We start from the raw sequence: 15,162 nt of genomic DNA on the forward strand, positions 1-15,162 counted from the left end.
CCGACAGCGCCCCCTCTGACGCGAGGGGCCAACGCGTCGGCACGCATGTTGCGAAGGCCCACGAGCACTGTGTGCGCCAGGTCATGGCGCCTTCTCGTGGAGGTGTGATGGAGAAGTTGAAGAGTCCTGGGAATGGAGCGGCCGCATGGAAGTCGCTCGTCGCGGACCTGCCTGCCTCCCTGGTGGTCTTTCTGGTGGCCCTGCCCCTGTGCATGGGCATCGCGCTCGCGTCGGGCGCGCCCATCATCTCCGGCCTGATTGCCGGCGTGGTGGGAGGGCTGGTGGTCGGGTTGTTCGGTGGCGCGCCGCTCCAGGTGAGCGGGCCCGCGGCCGGGCTGGCGGTGATGGTCTTCGGTTTCATTCAACAATTGGGGCTGACGACGACGTTCGCCGTCGTCGCGGCGGCGGGGGTGCTGCAGATGCTCCTGGGCGGGCTGAAGGTGGCGCGCGCGGCGCTGGCCATCTCCCCGGCCGTCATCCACGGCATGCTGGCGGGCATCGGCATCCTCATCGTCCTGGGACAGGTGCACATCGTCCTGGGCGGCGCGCCGCAGTCCAGCGCGTGGCAGAACCTGAAGGAGCTGCCGGGGCAGTTGGCGGACCTGCATGGCCCTGCGGCGATGCTGGGGCTGCTGACCATTGGCCTGCTCGTGCTGTGGCAGGTGATGCCGGTGAAGCGGCTGAAGGCGGTGCCCGGCCCGCTGGTGGCCGTGGTGGGCGCCACGGCGGTGGCGGCGCTGTGGGGCGCGGATGTGACGCGCGTGCAGCTGCCGGAGAACCTGCTGGGCAACTTCCAGCTCCCGTCGCTGCCCGAGGGTAACTGGGGCGTGTTCGCGGGCGCCGTCCTGTCGCTGGCGCTGGTGGCCAGCGCGGAGTCGCTGCTGTGCGCGGTGGCCACGGACAAGATGCACTCGGGGCCGCGCGCCAACCTGGACAAGGAGCTGTTCGCGCAGGGGCTGGCGAACACCGTGTCCGGCCTCGTCGGTGGGCTGCCCATCTCCGGCGTCATCGTGCGCAGCGCGGCGAACGTCGGTGCCGGCGCGAAGACGCGGATGTCTGGCTTCATGCACGGCGTGTGGCTGCTGCTCTTCGTCACGCTGCTGGGCTCCGTCGCGGGCCTGGTGCCCCTGACGGTGCTGGCCGGCCTGCTCGTGGTGGTCGGCGTGAAGCTGGTGAACGTGGACCACATCCGTGAGCTGCACCACCGCGGCGAGCTGCCCGTCTACCTCGTCACCGTCGCGGGCGTCGTCGGCATCAACCTGCTGGCGGGCATCGGACTGGGGCTGCTCGTGGCGATGCTGCGGCTGTTGTGGCACCTGGGCAGCGTCCGCGTGGACGTGCGCAAGAAGGGCGAGGCGTATCAGGTCAGCGTGTCGGGTGCGCTCACCTTCGTGGGCGTGCCGCGGCTGTCCACGGCGCTGGCGCAGGTGCCCACCGGCGCGCGGGTGGAGCTGGACCTGGCGCTGGAGACGCTGGACCACTCCGGGCACGAGGCCCTGGAGAACTGGTGTGACACGCACCGCAAGACGGGCGGCAGCGTGAGCAGTGAGTCGCTGGAGGAGATCTGGACCCACAAGGGCACCCGCAGGTCGGCCGCGTCGGCCCTGGCCGAGCGGGTCTCTTCGAACAATCTCGTTTCTGGAGGTGCACAGTGAAGAAGCTCATCCGTGGTCTGCTCGACTTCCAGCTCAACGCCCGTCCGGGGTACCGCGACGTCTTCGCGAAGCTGGCCAAGGGCCAGTATCCCGACTGCCTGTTCATCTCCTGCGCGGACAGCCGCGTGGTGCCGAACCTGCTCGTGTCCATGGACCCGGGAGACCTGTTCGTGGTCCGCAACGTGGGCAACCTGGTGCCGCCCTCGGACGCCGACGGCCACTCCACGGGAGACCAGTCCGAGCCCGCGGCGCTGGAGTTCTCGCTGCAGCACCTGCCGGTGGAGGACGTGGTCATCTGCGGCCACTCGAGCTGCGGCGCGATGAAGGCCATCCTGGCGGGAGGCGTGGGGCCGGAGACGCCCAACCTGGCCCACTGGCTCACGCACGGCCAGGGCGCGCTGCGCGCGCTGCGCGCCGGGAGCCCGGTGGGCGAGGGGCTGCCGGAGCATGACCGGCTCTCCCAGCTCAACGTCCTCCAGCAGCTGGAGCACATCAGGACGTACCCGCTGGTGAAGGAGCGGCTCGCGGCGGGCACGCTCCGGCTGCATGGCTGGTGGTTCGACATCGCCCATGCCCAGGTCCACGCCTGGCGCCCCACGCAGGGCCGCTTCGTCCCCATGGACGAGCTGGTGGGGGAGGCGCTGCTGCGGGAGCTGGGCGGGGGCACGTCCATGACGGACGCCGAGCCCTCGGCGAATGACGCCGCGGGGCCGAAGTCCGCTACGCCCCCGTGGCTCTCCGTCGCCAACGGGCGCTGACGCAAGCGGGCAGGCAGGCGGGGGACGGCGCGAAAGGCGCCGTCCTCTTGTTGGAAAAAGGGCGCGAGCGAGGAAGGATGCCCTCGCCTTCGATGACTCCCTTCCTCTTCACGCTCGTCGTCCTCTGCTTCTCCGTGGGCGCGGGACTGCTGGGCTCCCTGCTGGGCATTGGCGGCGGGCTCATCCTGATTCCCGTCCTCACGCTGTGGCTGAAGGTGGACATCCACTACGCGGTGGGGGCGTCCATCGTCTCCGTCATCGCCACCTCCAGCGGCGCGGCGGCGGCGTACGTGCGGGACAGGATGGCCAACATGCGGGTGGCCATGTTCCTGGAGCTGGCCACCACGGCGGGCGCGCTCACCGGCGCGTACCTGGCCGGCCTCGTCGCCGGGCGCGTGGTGTACCTCGTCTTCGGCACCGTGATGGCGTACTCGGCGCTGGCCATGCTCCGGCGGATGCAGGCGCATGAAGAGACGCTGGTGCCCGCGGACGCGCTGGCGGACCGGCTGGCGCTGCACGGCAGCTACTGGGACGAGGCCTCCGGGCGCGAGGTGCCCTACCGCGTCACCCGGCCGCTGCTGGGGCTGGGGCTGATGTACGTGGCGGGCACGGTGAGCGGGCTTCTGGGCATCGGCTCGGGGGCGCTGAAGGTGCCGGCCATGGACCTGGCCATGCGGCTGCCGCTGAAGGTGTCCACCGCCACCAGCAACTTCATGATTGGCGTGACGGCGGCGGCCAGCGCGGGCGTCTACTTCGCACGCGGCTACATCGACCCGTTCATCGCGGGGCCGGTGTGCGTGGGCGTCACGCTGGGCGCGTGGCTGGGCTCGCGCCACCTGATGTCGCGGATGAACAACACCTGGCTGCGCGGGCTCTTCGTCCTCGTGCTGCTGTGGGTGGCGTATGAGATGTTGCACAAGGGGTGGGTGTCATGAGCGAGGGGCCGGAGTCGCAGCGTGGGGAGCAGGTCGTCGCCCCCGCGCTGGAGGTGGAGTCCGAGCCAATACCGCTCGTCCCGGAGCTGCTCATCAGTGATTTGCTGCGCTACGGCGTGCTGGCCAGCCTGACGCTGGTGACGCTGGGCACGCTGGTGACCTTCCTGCGCCACCCGGACTACCTCGTCTCGTCGGAGGCCCTGCAGCGCCTCACCGCGCCGCACCCGGTGCCGCACGGCCTGTCGGACGTGGTGGCCGGGGCCATGGCCGCGCGCGGGCAGTCCTTCGTCATGTCCGGACTGCTGGTGATGATGGCGGTGCCGGTGATGCGCGTGGCGCTGTCGCTGCTCATCTTCCGGCAGCAGCGGGACACGCGCTACGTGGCCATCACCACCACGGTGCTGGCCCTGCTCGTGCTGTCCTTCATCCTGGGCGCGGCGGAGGGCTGACGCCTTCAGCGCCTGTCGCCGGGGCGCCGCACCGGCCGGCCCGGCGTGGCCCACCACGCGAGGGTGAAGCCCTTGTCGGAGAGCGGCCTCAGCGCCATGGCGGTGCCCTTGCGCAGCTTCTCCGGCAATTCCTCGCCGTCGAGCGCGAGCGTGGCCGCGCGCTCCAGCGAGGGGTTGTGGCCCACCAGCGCCCAGCCCGGCCCCAGGTGGCGGGCCAGCTTGAGGATGCGCTTGTGCGCGCCCGGCCCAGGCACCAGCGCGGGGTGGACCTCCACGCTGGACAGGCCAAAGGCCTCGCAGAGCAGCTCCGCCGTCTGCACCGCGCGCACCAGCGGGCTGGTGACGATGCCCGTCAGTGGCGTGAGGCGCGCCAGCCGGCGCGCGTGGTGGCGGAAGGCCGCGCGGCCCTCGGAGGTGAGGGCGCGGGCCTCATCGCCCAGCTCATGGGAGTCCTCCGCCACGGCGTGGCGGACCAGCAGCAACGGTAGCTCTCGGGGAGACATGGTGGCGGCGGTGAATCACACCGCCCCGGCCCACGCGCAAGCAACGGCACTGCGACAACCGTGTGTCCAGGCGTCCGGAAGTGGCTGTTGGACACTCCCTCGAAGGCCGCCGGGAGGCTCAACCTTCCATGTCGTTGAGGATGTCCAGCGGCAGCGGGCTGGCGTCCGTCACGGTGCCATCCATGTCCGCGGGCAGGGTGCCGGGGTCCACTTCCGTCGGCGGCCGGCCGTCGAGCGGCGTGGCCAGGTTGCGCGCGACGGCGCCGGGCGGCGGGCGGAGCACGGGGCCCGGAGGAGGCAGGCCGGAGTGGCGGCGCGCGGCCTCCAGCAGCGCGTTGTGGTGGCGGTAGCGCGCCTCCACCAGCTTGTGGATGAGCAACGGGCCGCCGGGCACGCGCCTCGCGGTGAGGGCTTGCGTGCCTTGCGCACCGGGTAGCGCACGCGGCGGATCTGCACCCGCCAGCCCTTGGGCGTGAAGGTGAAGACGCCGTAGGCGGGGCGTAGATCCCCGTCGCGCGGAATGCCCGCGCTGGCCACGTCGGCGATGAGCATCCGGCCCACGCGGCGGCGGTAGGGGAAGTGCAGGTGCCCGAAGGCGCACGCGGCTGCGTCCAGGTGGTTGAAGAAGCGGCGCACCGCCACGTCGTCCAGCGTCGGGTCCAGCGACTCCTCGAGGTTGCGAGGGTTGGCGTGGCAGACGAAGAGGTCCTGTCCCTTGCGCGGCGTGTAGCGCACGGAGAAGGGGAGGGCGCCCAGCTTCTGCAGCAGCTCTCCGCCGAGCTGGTCTCTCGTCCAGCGCAGCAGCTCCGTCTTCCAGTGGTCCCGCTCGCGGTAGGCCCCACCCAGGTAGTTGCCCGCGAGGTAGCAGTCGGTGTTGCCCATCAGCACCGAGTCGCAGCGGTCGAAGAGCAGGTCCACCGTCTCGCGCGGGTGCGCGCCGCGCAGCGCGAGGTCTCCGGCCGCGACGATGTAGTCGGGCGCCACCGAGCGCGTGATGTCCTCGAGGACAGCCTCGCAGGCAGGAAGATTGCCGTGGATGTCCGCGAGGATAGCGACCCGCATGGTCGCCCCATCCTATCCGGTCGCAGCCTTGGGGGGAGCGGCCCGGGGAAGAAAAATGGTGAAGGTGCTGCCCTCGTTGGGCTGGCTCTCCACCTTGACCTCCCCCTCCATGGCCTGCAGCAGGTGCTTGACGATGGAAAGGCCCAGGCCGGTGCCGCCCATGTCGCGGCTGCGACCCTTGTCCACCCGGTAGAAGCGCTCGAAAATGCGGGACAGGTGCCGGGGTTCGATTCCCAGCCCGGTGTCCTTCACTCGCACCACGCAGCGGTCTTCCTCACACGCACCGTATACGTCCACCCGTCCGCCGGCCGGCGTGTACTTCACCGCGTTGTCCAGGAGGTTGAGGAGCACCTGCTCCACCGCGCGCGGGTCTCCCAGGGCTCGCAGCTCCGCCGGGACATGGAGTGAAACCCGCTGCGACTTGCCCTCGGCCTTGGGGCGCACCGTGTCGGCGGCGCGGGCGGCGGCCTCGGCCAGCGTCACCTCGGTGAGCGTCAGGCGCACCTCGCGTGACTCCAGGCGCGACAGCTCCAGCAGGTCCTCCACCAGCTCGGAGAGGCGCTCGGACTGGCGGTGGATGATTTCCACCATCTTCGGTGCCATGACGGGGTCATTGAGCGCGCCGCCCTGGAGCGTCTCCGCGTAGCCGCGGATGGCGGTAATCGGCGTGCGCAGCTCGTGGGAGACGTTGGCCACGAAGTCCTTGCGCACGTTCTCCAGGTGCCGCAGCTCGGTGATGTCGTGGAAGACGGCGGCGCTGCCCGGCAAGTCACGGCCCAGCGGTGTCACCCGGACGGACAGCGTGCGGGGGAACAGCCCCTCCAGCGCCAGCTCGAGCCGGGTGGAGGCGCCCTCGCCGCACGCGCGCATCACCGCGTCATGGAGCTCGTCGTTGCGCAGCAGCGCGAGCGGGCGCTGGCCGATGAGTCCTCCCGAGACGGTGGGCTGGAGGATGTCGCGGAGCGCGTCGTTGTGGCGCACCACGGTGCCCTCGGCGTCCGTCACCCAGACGCCCTCGGCCATGCCGTCCAGCACGGCGGTGAGGGTGCGGGCCTCCTGGGTGAGCTGCGTGTTCTGCGCGGACAGCCGGGCGTGGAGCGTGTCGATGGCGCCCTCCAGGTTGGCCACCTCTTCCAGCTGGTCCGGGTCCGGCGCGGTGGGCGCGAGCGCGCCTTCGGCACGGCCTCGCGTGTGGAGGGCCAGCGTGTCCAGCTGCCGCTGCAGGTTCCCCCGGCTGACGCCCAGGGCCATGAGGGAGCCGGCCAGCGTGACGAGCGCCGCGGCCAGCGCGCCGCCGGGCGTGTCCAGCACGGCGACGAGCACCGCCACCACGAGGGCTGGCAGCAGCAGCGGGAGGAGGATGGCGCGCACGGGCATGGGCCTGGGCGTCCTTGGCCTACGGAGGGCTGAGCTTGTAGCCCACGCCGCGCACCGTCTCGATGATGTCACCCGCGGGGCCCAGCTTCTCGCGCAGCCGCTTGATGTGTGTGTCCACGGTGCGGGTGTGGATTTCGGCCTGGATGCCCCAGACGTCGGACAGGAGCACCTCGCGCGTCTGCACGCGGTCGCTGCGCTCCATCAGGGTGCGCAGCAGGCGGAACTCCAGGGCGGTGAGCACCACCTCCGCGTCCTTCACGCGCACCTGGTGGCGCGAGGTGTCCAGGGAGATGTCGCCGGAGGTCAGCAGCGCCGCCGGGCCTTCCTCCACGTCCCCGCGGCGCAGCACCGCCTTGACGCGCAGGAGCAGCTCGCGGACGGAGAAGGGCTTCACCACGTAGTCGTCCGCGCCCAGCTCCAGGCCCTGCACGCGGTCCGTCTCCTGGCCCTTCGCGCTGACGATGATGACGGACGTCTTGCGCAGCTCCGTGTCGAGCTTGAGCATGCGCAGCACCTCACTGCCCGCGATGTCTGGCAGCATCAGGTCCAGCAGCACCAGGTCCGGGGGCTGCGCGCGCGCCTTGGAGAGGCCGCCCGCGCCGGTGTTCGCCGTCTCCGTTTCGAAGCCGGCGGCCCGGAGGTTGTATTCGACGAGTCCGGCGAGGTCCTGCTCGTCCTCGATGATCAGGATGCGCGACATGAGGTCCTCTCGAAGCTTCTGGCGTGCCGCGAGCAGGCGGCCAGACGGCAGCGGGGACGCATGTCCCCCGGGAGGGCTTCCCCGGTCCGCCTCGCGAAAGGGACAACCCTCGCGCGACCACCATCCTGCCCGTGCATCAAACCGGCTCCATCAAAGCGTTATCTGAAGAATCCACGAAGGGCTCGCCACAGGGGGTGACGGTGGCGTGACATCTTCGTGGCGGAGTTGGACAAGGTCGTGTTGACCGGGGAGGGGCCGCCCTCTATGTTGCCCGCCCTCTTTTGACTGAAAGTCGTAAATGCTCGTAAAGATTGAACAAATCAAGGAGACGGGGCTTCAGCTCAACGAGCCCATCGGTCTCAACCTGCTCGGCGAGGCGCTGGGCGGCGGCGAGTCCGGCGAGGACACCGGCTTCCGTGCCGCGGGCCCGTCCACCCTCAAGGCGTCGCTGCGCAAGGTGAGCGGCGGCGTGCTGCTGGAGGGGCAATTCACGGCGACTGTCACCAGCCAGTGCAAGCGCTGCCTGGGCGACGTGGAGATGAAGGTGCCCGTGTCCTTCACCCTCAACCTGGTGCCGAAGGCGCTCGTCCACGGGGACGACTACCTGAAGGACGACGAGTCCCTCATGGAGAAGAAGGAGCGCAGCCAGGGTGAGACGGGTGGCTCCTTCGAGCTGGACGACGCGGACCAGGAGGTCTTCGACGGGAAGGTCATCGACCTGGACCCCATCGTCCGGGAGCAGCTGATCCTGGCCCTGCCGCTGACCACCGTCTGCCGCGAGGACTGCAAGGGCCTGTGCCCCCAGTGCGGCATCAACCGCAACGACGCGACGTGCTCGTGCGAGACGAAGCCGGTGGACCCGCGCCTGGCGCCGCTGAAGAACATCAAGCTGGGCAACTGACGCGCCGCGGGCCGCGTGAAGACGCGCGGCCCGGTGGCGGAAACGACGAGGGCCGCGACCTCCAGATGGAGGCGCGGCCCTTGTTGCTACCGGCGCTCAGGAAGGGCGCCGTCCGGGCGGGAGTGTCAGCTCCCAGCCTGGGGCTGCACTTCACGGCCCTTGTACTGGCCGCAGGCGCTGCAGGCGCGGTGAGGCATCACCGGCTCCTTGCAGTTGGGGCACTTGGACACCTGCACGGCGACGCGCAGGTTGCTGTTGGCCGCGCGGCGGCGATCGCGACGCATCTTCGAAGTACGCTTCTTGGGGACACCCACGGCTCACCTCTATATCGACGCCGACCCGGGGTTGATGCCGGCCGGACCGGTTCAGTCAAAATGTCTCAAGCGCTGTGCCGGGGTCCCCGGCGTCCTGCGCAACACTCTACGAACTACACCGGGCTGAAGCGGTTGCTCGAAGGCTCCCGTACTCCATGTCCGGCTTCGGAAGGCGGCGGACCCTAGCGGCTCGGAAGCCCCGAGTCAATGCGCCTGCGTGCCCTGGGAAGACTTCTCCCGACCACCACCTCCCACCCGCTCTACCTCCGACGGGTGCCGGGTGACAACTTCCGGCCGGGCGAGCCCATTTCTCCGGCTTCTGACAGGGATGGCCGGCCCTGCGGGCACCCTACCGGGCAGGGCAGCCAGTCGTTGCCCGCCTGGGGGCTTCCTGGTGTGCTGCGCCGCCGCCCTGGCCCCCATTCCCAGGGCGCGCACGGGAACCCCTCCATGGCGCTCAGAAACCTACAGGGATGGCAGGCATGAGGCTGGTGCTGGATGCCATGGGCGGCGATCACGCCCCCGCCGCCCCGGTGGAGGGGGCGCTCCTCTTCGCCAGGGCCCACCCTGACCACCAGGTGCTGCTGGTGGGAGACCAGGCGCGGGTGGCCCCGCTGCTCGCGCGCGGCCGGCCGCCGTCCAACCTCCAGGTCCACCACGCCTCGGAGGTGGTGGAGATGGACGACCATGCCTCCGCGGCCTTCCGCAAGAAGCGGGACTCGTCGCTGCGTGTGGGCTTCGACCTGGTGCGCGAGGGCAGGGCGGACGCGCTGGTGTCCGCGGGCAACTCCGGCGCCGTCATGGCGGGCGGGCTGCTGACGCTGGGGCGGTTGCCCGGCGTGGAGCGGCCGGCCATCGCCGCGCTCTTCCCGGCCCTGAAGGGCGGGGGCCGCTGCCTGCTGCTGGACGCGGGCGCCAACGTGGACTGCCGGCCGTCCCACCTGGCCCAGTTCGCCGTCATGGGCGAGGCCTACGTGCGCGCCCGCCTGGGCGTCGCCCGGCCCCGGGTGGGGGTGCTCTCCAATGGAGAGGAGGCCTCCAAGGGCACGCCGCTCACCCGCGAGGCCAGTGAGTTGCTGCGCCGCTCGGACCTGGACTTCGTGGGCTACGTGGAGGGCAAGGACCTGTTCTCCGGCGACGTGCAGGTCGTCGTCACCGATGGCTTCACCGGCAACATCGTCCTCAAGACGTCCGAGGGCGTGGGCATGGGTGTCATCGGCCTCTTGCGCCAGGCGATTGAGAAGCGGGGCGGCCTGCCGGAGAAGCTGGGGGCACTCTTGCTCCAGCCCGCGCTGGCGGGCCTGCGGCGGGTGGTGGACTACGCCGAGTATGGCGGCGCCCCCCTGCTGGGCATCCAGGGAGTCGGCATCGTCGCGCATGGCCGCTCCACGCCTCGCGCCCTCTACAACGCGCTGGGCGCCGCGCTGGCCATGGCCGAGGGCGGACTCCAGGAAGAGCTGACGCGTTGCATCGAGCGGGCCAGTGTCTGGCTTCCTACCCACCAGAAGGGAAAAAAAGCGACAGACGAAGCCGTTTCCGATTAGAGAGCGTGCCCCGGGCGTTGGGTTCCGACGGACGAAATCTCCCTCTGGAGAACCCTCGTGGCATGTACGCAGATCATCGGAACCGGTTCCTACGCCCCCTCCCGGGTCATCACCAACCAGGAGCTGGAGCAACGCGTCGACACCTCGGACACCTGGATTCGCGAGCGCACCGGCATCCAGGAGCGGCGGCAGGCGGCGCCCGACGAGGCCACCAGTGACATGGCCGTCCAGGCGGCGCGGCGCGCGCTGGACATGGCCGGTGTGGCCCCGGAAGAGCTGGACCTCATCGTCGTGGGGACGATTACGGCGGACATGCCCATGCCGTCCTGCGCGGCCTTCGTGCAGGCGAAGCTGGGCGCGCGGCGGGCCTTCGCCTTCGACGTGGGCGCCGCGTGCGCGGGCTCGCTGTACGCCATGAGCGTGGCGGATCAGTTCGTGCGCTCCGGGCAGGTGCGGCGGGCGCTCGTCATCGGCGCGGAGCTGCTCAGCCGGGTGGTGGACTGGGAGGACCGCAACACGTGCGTCCTCTTCGGAGACGGCGCGGGCGCCATGGTGCTGTCGCCGTCGCCCACGCCGGAGGACGGGCGCGGCATCCTCTCCACGCACCTGCACACGGACGGTGCGCTGGCGGACATCCTCACCATCCCCGGGGGCGGCTCTCGCACGCCCATGACGGAGGAGGCCGTGCGCGCGAAGCTGAACACGCTGCACATGAACGGGCGCGAGGTCTTCCGGTTCGCGGTGCGCGCCCTGGTGGAGTCCACGCAGGAGGCACTGGCCTCGCACGGGCTGACGCCGGGGCAGGTGGACCACGTCATTGCGCACCAGGCCAATGCTCGCATCCTGGACGCCGCGTTGGAGCGGCTGGAGATTCCGCGAGACAAGTGCTGGCTGAACCTGCACAAGTACGGCAACACGTCGTCGGCCTCGCTGCCCATGACGCTGGACGAGGCGCACCGCGCCGGCAGGCTCCAGCGGGGAGATGTCATCGCGATGATGGCCATTGGCGCGGGCATGACGTGGGGCAGCGCTGTCGTTCGTTGGTAGCGCGCGGGTAGGGCAACGCAGAACACAGGAAGCAGGAGGCGGAGACCGCACATGGCGAAGGTCGCGTTCGTGTTCCCCGGGCAGGGCAGTCAGGCCGTGGGGATGGGCAGGGACCTCTACGAGAAGTTCCCCGAGGCCCGGGCCGTCTTCGAGGCCGTGGACGAGGCGCTGGGGGAGAAGCTGTCCACCCTGTGCTTCGAGGGGCCTGAAGACGCGTTGAAGCTGACGGCCAACACCCAGCCGGCCATCCTCACGGTGTCGGTGGCGGCGCATGCCGTCTTCGCGAAGCGCGGCCCCGCGGCGGCCTTCGTGGCGGGGCACTCGCTGGGCGAGTACTCCGCGCTGGTGGCCGCGGGTGCCATGTCCCTGGGCGACGCGGTGAAGGCGGTGCGCGCGCGTGGCACCTTCATGCAGGAGGCCGTCCCCACCGGCGTGGGTGCCATGGCCGCGGTGCTGGGCCTGGAGCCGCAGAAGGTGAAGGCGGCCTGCGACGCGGCGGCCGAGGGGCAGGTGGTGGCCCCCGCCAACTACAACTCGCCCGAGCAGACCGTCATCGCCGGCAACGCCCAGGCGGTGGAGCGCGCCGGGGTGAAGTGCAAGGAGGCCGGGGCCAAGCGCGTCATGCCGCTGCCGGTGTCCGCCCCCTTCCACTGCGCGCTGATGGACCCGGTGAAGCCGCGACTGGCCGAAGTGTTGGGCCGTGTGCAGATCAAGGCGCCCGCGGTGCCGGTGGTGACGAACGTGGAGGCCCGCCCCAACGCGGACGCCTCTCGCGTGGTGCCGCTGCTGCTGGAGCAGGTCAGCTCGCCGGTGCGCTGGATTGAGTGCGTGGAGGCGCTGAAGGCCGAGGGCGTCACCCGCGTGGTGGAGCTGGGGCCGGGCAAGGTGCTGTGCGGCCTCATCAAGCGCATCACCAAGGACATCGAGACGTTCAACGTGGAGGACGCCGCGGGCCTGGAGAAGGTCCTCGCGGCGCTGGGGTGAACACCATGAGCGGCTTCAAGGACAAGGTGGTGCTGGTGACGGGTGGCTCGCGCGGCATCGGCCGGGCGGTGGCCGTGGCGTTCGCGAAGGCGGGTGCCTCCACCGTGGTCATCAGCTACGCGGGCAACGAGGCGGCGGCCCAGGAGACGGTGGGCCTGCTCCAGGCGGCCGGTGCGAAGGCCGAGGCCGTGAAGTTCGACGTGTCGGACACCGCCGCGGGCGCGAGCGCCATCGACACCGTCGTCAAGACGCACGGCCGGCTGGACGTGCTCGTCAACAACGCGGGCGTGGCGGTGGACGGCCTCGTCATGCGCGTGAAGGACGAGGACTGGGACAAGCAGCTGGACACCAACCTCAAGGGCGCCTTCGCGCTCATCCGCGCGGCCAGCCGCCCCATGATGAAGCAGCGGGCCGGGGCCATCATCAACATCACCTCTGTGGTGGGCGAGATGGGGAACGGCGGGCAGGCGGCCTACTCGGCCTCCAAAGCAGGACTCATCGGTCTGACCAAGGCCGTGGCCCGCGAGCTGTCGAGCCGGAGCATCCGCGTCAACGCCGTGTCCCCCGGCTTCATCGGGACGGACATGACCTCCCACCTGAGTGACGAGCTGCGCCAGAAGATGCTGGAGGGCATCCCCCTCGGTCGACTGGGCAACCCGGAGGAGGTCGCCGGGGCCGTGGTGTTCCTCGCTTCGGACGCCGCGTCCTACATCACGGGCGAGGTCCTGAAGGTCAACGGCGGCATGTACATGTAACCCAAGGTTGGATTGCAACCGGGCGTGGGATATACCGCGCCGGCTTTCGATAAGGGCCCGGGAAGCCACCGGGCCGACATCTGGTTCCTGGAGGGTTCTACACTTATGTCGACGTCAGCCATTGAGACCAAGGTCAAGAACATCATCGCCGACCAGCTCGGGGTGGGAGAGGACGAGATCAAGCCCGAGTCGTCCTTCATCGAGGACCTTGGCGCGGACAGCCTCGACATCGTGGAGCTCGTGATGGCGATGGAAGAGGAGTTCGAGGTCGAAATCCCCGACGAGGAAGCCGAGAACATCAAGACCGTCGGCGACGCCATCAACTACATCAACACCCACAAGAAGTAGGCCGCACACCAGGGCGTGCCGGGGTGCGGGGAGACGCCGCGTTGAACGTGGCGTCCCCGGTGTCCCCTTGAGCGCCACCGGAGAGGATCGTGTCAGACCGTCGAGTTGTCGTCACCGGTACCGGGCTCATCTCGGCACTGGGCACTGGAACCGAGAAGAACTGGCAGGCGATGCTCGCCGGCAAGTCGGGTATTGCCCTGGTCTCGCGCTTCGACCCGTTGAAGATCGACGCGCGCATCGCCGGCGAGGTGAAGGACTTCGAGCCGGAGCAGTTCATCGACAGGCGCGAGGTGCGCCGGATGGACCTGTATGCCCAGTACGCCCTGGCCGCCGCGGACATGGCCGTCAAGGAGTCGGGCATCCCCATCGGTCCGGACCAGCCGAACGGCTATGCGCCGGAGAAGGTGGGCGTCATCGTCGGCTCGGGCATCGGTGGCATCTCCTCGCTCGAGGAGCAGCACCGCAAGGGCCTGGAGAAGGGGTTCGACCGGCTGTCGCCCTTCTTCATCATCCAGATGATCGTCAACATGGCGCCCGGCCTCATCTCCATGCGGTACAACTGCAAGGGCCCCAACTGGGCCCCGGTGTCCGCGTGCGCCACCAGCGCCCACGCCATCGGTGAAGCCTGGAAGTCCATCAAGCTGGGTGAGACGGACGCGGCCATCGCCGGCGGCGCCGAGGCAGCCATCACCCCGCTGGGGCTGGGTGGCTTCTCGGTGATGAAGGCGCTGTCCACGCGCAACGACGACCCGTCGGGTGCCAGCCGTCCCTTCGACAAGGACCGTGACGGCTTCGTCATGGGCGAGGGCGCGGGCATGCTGGTGCTCGAGGAGCTGGAGCACGCGAAGAAGCGCGGCGCCAAGATTCTCGCGGAGCTGGTGGGCTACGGCGCCAACTCGGATGCGTACCACGTCACGCAGCCGGCGCCGGAGGGTGAGGGCGCGGCGCGCTGCATGCGGCTGGCGCTCAACTCCGCGAAGATGAACCCGGAGGAGGTGGGCTACATCAACGCCCACGGCACCTCCACCCCGTTCAACGACGCGAACGAGACCAAGGCCATCAAGGCGGTGTTCGGCGACCACGCGCGCAAGCTCGCGGTGTCGTCCACCAAGTCCATGACGGGCCACATGCTCGGCGCGGCGGGTGGAGCAGAGGGCGTGGTCAGCGCGCTGGTGCTGACTCGCAACGTGCTGCCGCCCACCATCAACCAGACGACGCCGGACCCGGACTGCGACCTGGACTACGTGCCGAACACGGCGCGTGAGGCCAAGGTGGACGCGGTGATGAGCAACTCGTTCGGCTTTGGCGGCACCAACGCGGTGCTGCTGTTCAAGCGGTTCCAGGCCTGACGGCCTTGTGCGGCTCCAGGGAGACACCCGCGTGAGAATCATTCTCGCTTCCGACCACGCGGGCCTGGAGCTGCGCCAGGAGCTGGTGGCCGCGCTGAAAGAGCGTGGCGTGGCCCATGAGGACGTGGGCCCCGTCACGCGTGACTCGGTGGACTACCCGGACTTCGCCTCGCGGGTGTCGCGCGCGGTGGCGGGCGGGGAGTACGCGCTGGGCGTGCTGGTGTGTGGCACCGGCATTGGCATGAGCATCGTCGCCAACAAGCACCGGGGCGTGCGCGCGGCCCTGTGCACCACCGAGTTCGAGGCCCGCATGGCCCGGGCTCACAATGACGCCAACGTGCTGTGCCTGGGCCAGCGCGTGGTGGGGGCCGGCGTGGGCCGCGCCATCCTCGAGGCGTTCCTCAGCACCCCCTTCGAGGGCGGCCGCCACGAGCGGCGCGTCCAGAAGATCCGCGAGGCCGAGTCCCAGGGCTGACGGCCC

General features: G+C 70.1%; 16 protein-coding genes and 1 pseudogene. 12 read left to right on the plus strand and 5 right to left on the minus strand.

The genetic code is table 11. The annotated features are described in order from the left end of the window. Nucleotides 1–107 precede the first annotated feature (107 nt). From OV427_RS39065 to OV427_RS39080, 4 genes are all read left to right on the plus strand, one after another. Nucleotides 108–1,655 (plus strand): SulP family inorganic anion transporter, encoded by a 1,548-nt coding sequence (locus OV427_RS39065; protein ID WP_267861321.1) that lies wholly within the window; start codon nt 108–110, stop codon nt 1,653–1,655. Continuing rightward, the gene (locus OV427_RS39070; RefSeq protein WP_267861322.1) at nt 1,652–2,413 is read left to right on the plus strand and encodes a carbonic anhydrase; all 762 of its coding nucleotides are present in this window, start codon (nt 1,652–1,654) and stop codon (nt 2,411–2,413) included. The genes OV427_RS39065 and OV427_RS39070 overlap by 4 nt, the downstream gene beginning before the upstream one ends. Nucleotides 2,414–2,505: 92 nt before the next feature. Next, nucleotides 2,506–3,348: a sulfite exporter TauE/SafE family protein gene (locus OV427_RS39075; RefSeq protein ID WP_267861323.1), complete on the plus strand. Its 843-nt coding sequence runs from the start codon at nt 2,506–2,508 to the stop codon at nt 3,346–3,348. Beyond that, complete coding sequence (locus OV427_RS39080; protein ID WP_267861324.1) at nt 3,345–3,797, plus strand: DUF1634 domain-containing protein; 453 nt, start codon at nt 3,345–3,347, stop codon at nt 3,795–3,797. Before OV427_RS39075 ends, OV427_RS39080 begins: the two co-directional genes overlap by 4 nt. Nucleotides 3,798–3,802: 5 nt before the next feature. Here OV427_RS39080 and OV427_RS39085 read toward each other — a convergent pair whose 3' ends face one another. From OV427_RS39085 to OV427_RS39100, 4 genes and pseudogenes are all read right to left on the minus strand, one after another. Then, nucleotides 3,803–4,300 carry a SixA phosphatase family protein gene (locus OV427_RS39085; protein ID WP_267861325.1) on the minus strand — a complete coding sequence of 166 codons (498 nt, stop codon included), beginning with the start codon at nt 4,298–4,300 and terminating at the stop codon, nt 3,803–3,805. A gap of 118 nt (nt 4,301–4,418) precedes the next feature. Continuing rightward, nucleotides 4,419–5,362: pseudogene (locus OV427_RS39090) on the minus strand (metallophosphoesterase family protein). 12 nt (nt 5,363–5,374) lie between these two features. After that, nucleotides 5,375–6,739 (minus strand): sensor histidine kinase, encoded by a 1,365-nt coding sequence (locus OV427_RS39095; protein ID WP_267861327.1) that lies wholly within the window; start codon nt 6,737–6,739, stop codon nt 5,375–5,377. Between the two features lie 19 nt (nt 6,740–6,758). After that, on the minus strand, nt 6,759–7,439 hold the full coding sequence (locus tag OV427_RS39100; protein WP_267861328.1) for a response regulator: 681 nt from the start codon (nt 7,437–7,439) through the stop codon (nt 6,759–6,761). Between the two features lie 298 nt (nt 7,440–7,737). Here OV427_RS39100 and OV427_RS39105 point away from each other — a divergent pair, with 298 nt between their 5' ends. After that, the gene (locus OV427_RS39105; RefSeq protein ID WP_267861329.1) at nt 7,738–8,340 is read left to right on the plus strand and encodes a YceD family protein; all 603 of its coding nucleotides are present in this window, start codon (nt 7,738–7,740) and stop codon (nt 8,338–8,340) included. Between the two features lie 125 nt (nt 8,341–8,465). On the opposite strand, the gene rpmF is transcribed toward OV427_RS39105, so the two are convergent. Then, entirely contained in the window at nt 8,466–8,654 is a 189-nt protein-coding gene (gene rpmF, locus OV427_RS39110; protein ID WP_267861330.1) for a 50S ribosomal protein L32, read from the minus strand. 482 nt (nt 8,655–9,136) lie between these two features. Here rpmF and plsX point away from each other — a divergent pair, with 482 nt between their 5' ends. The 7 genes from plsX to rpiB all read left to right on the plus strand — a co-directional run bounded on the left by plsX (nt 9,137) and on the right by rpiB (nt 15,156). Beyond that, nucleotides 9,137–10,198: a phosphate acyltransferase PlsX gene (gene plsX, locus OV427_RS39115; protein ID WP_267861331.1), complete on the plus strand. Its 1,062-nt coding sequence runs from the start codon at nt 9,137–9,139 to the stop codon at nt 10,196–10,198. Between the two features lie 57 nt (nt 10,199–10,255). Next, nucleotides 10,256–11,245 carry a beta-ketoacyl-ACP synthase III gene (locus OV427_RS39120; protein ID WP_267861332.1) on the plus strand — a complete coding sequence of 330 codons (990 nt, stop codon included), beginning with the start codon at nt 10,256–10,258 and terminating at the stop codon, nt 11,243–11,245. Nucleotides 11,246–11,296: 51 nt separating this feature from the next. Then, a complete protein-coding gene (gene fabD, locus OV427_RS39125; protein ID WP_267861333.1) occupies nt 11,297–12,229 on the plus strand; it encodes an ACP S-malonyltransferase in 933 nt (310 codons plus the stop codon). A gap of 5 nt (nt 12,230–12,234) precedes the next feature. After that, nucleotides 12,235–12,984: a 3-oxoacyl-[acyl-carrier-protein] reductase gene (gene fabG, locus OV427_RS39130; RefSeq protein ID WP_267861334.1), complete on the plus strand. Its 750-nt coding sequence runs from the start codon at nt 12,235–12,237 to the stop codon at nt 12,982–12,984. Nucleotides 12,985–13,089: 105 nt separating this feature from the next. After that, entirely contained in the window at nt 13,090–13,332 is a 243-nt protein-coding gene (gene acpP, locus OV427_RS39135) for an acyl carrier protein (protein WP_164001339.1), read from the plus strand. An 89-nt stretch (nt 13,333–13,421) separates the two neighbouring features. Beyond that, entirely contained in the window at nt 13,422–14,681 is a 1,260-nt protein-coding gene (gene fabF, locus OV427_RS39140; protein ID WP_267861335.1) for a beta-ketoacyl-ACP synthase II, read from the plus strand. Nucleotides 14,682–14,712: 31 nt separating this feature from the next. Beyond that, a complete protein-coding gene (rpiB, locus tag OV427_RS39145; RefSeq protein WP_267861336.1) occupies nt 14,713–15,156 on the plus strand; it encodes a ribose 5-phosphate isomerase B in 444 nt (147 codons plus the stop codon). Nucleotides 15,157–15,162 lie beyond the last annotated feature (6 nt).

Source organism: Pyxidicoccus sp. MSG2, assembly GCF_026626705.1.
Lineage (GTDB): Bacteria > Myxococcota > Myxococcia > Myxococcales > Myxococcaceae > Myxococcus.

Coding starts and splice junctions, on each gene's coding strand:
- OV427_RS39065 (WP_267861321.1), top strand. CDS start 108: ATGGAGAAGTTGAAGAGTCCTGGGAATGGAGCGGCCGCATGGAAGTCG.
- OV427_RS39075 (WP_267861323.1), top strand. CDS start 2,506: ATGACTCCCTTCCTCTTCACGCTCGTCGTCCTCTGCTTCTCCGTGGGC.
- OV427_RS39080 (WP_267861324.1), top strand. CDS start 3,345: ATGAGCGAGGGGCCGGAGTCGCAGCGTGGGGAGCAGGTCGTCGCCCCC.
- OV427_RS39085 (WP_267861325.1), bottom strand. CDS start 4,300: ATGTCTCCCCGAGAGCTACCGTTGCTGCTGGTCCGCCACGCCGTGGCG.
- OV427_RS39095 (WP_267861327.1), bottom strand. CDS start 6,739: ATGCCCGTGCGCGCCATCCTCCTCCCGCTGCTGCTGCCAGCCCTCGTG.
- OV427_RS39100 (WP_267861328.1), bottom strand. CDS start 7,439: ATGTCGCGCATCCTGATCATCGAGGACGAGCAGGACCTCGCCGGACTC.
- OV427_RS39105 (WP_267861329.1), top strand. CDS start 7,738: ATGCTCGTAAAGATTGAACAAATCAAGGAGACGGGGCTTCAGCTCAAC.
- plsX (WP_267861331.1), top strand. CDS start 9,137: ATGAGGCTGGTGCTGGATGCCATGGGCGGCGATCACGCCCCCGCCGCC.
- fabD (WP_267861333.1), top strand. CDS start 11,297: ATGGCGAAGGTCGCGTTCGTGTTCCCCGGGCAGGGCAGTCAGGCCGTG.
- fabG (WP_267861334.1), top strand. CDS start 12,235: ATGAGCGGCTTCAAGGACAAGGTGGTGCTGGTGACGGGTGGCTCGCGC.
- acpP (WP_164001339.1), top strand. CDS start 13,090: ATGTCGACGTCAGCCATTGAGACCAAGGTCAAGAACATCATCGCCGAC.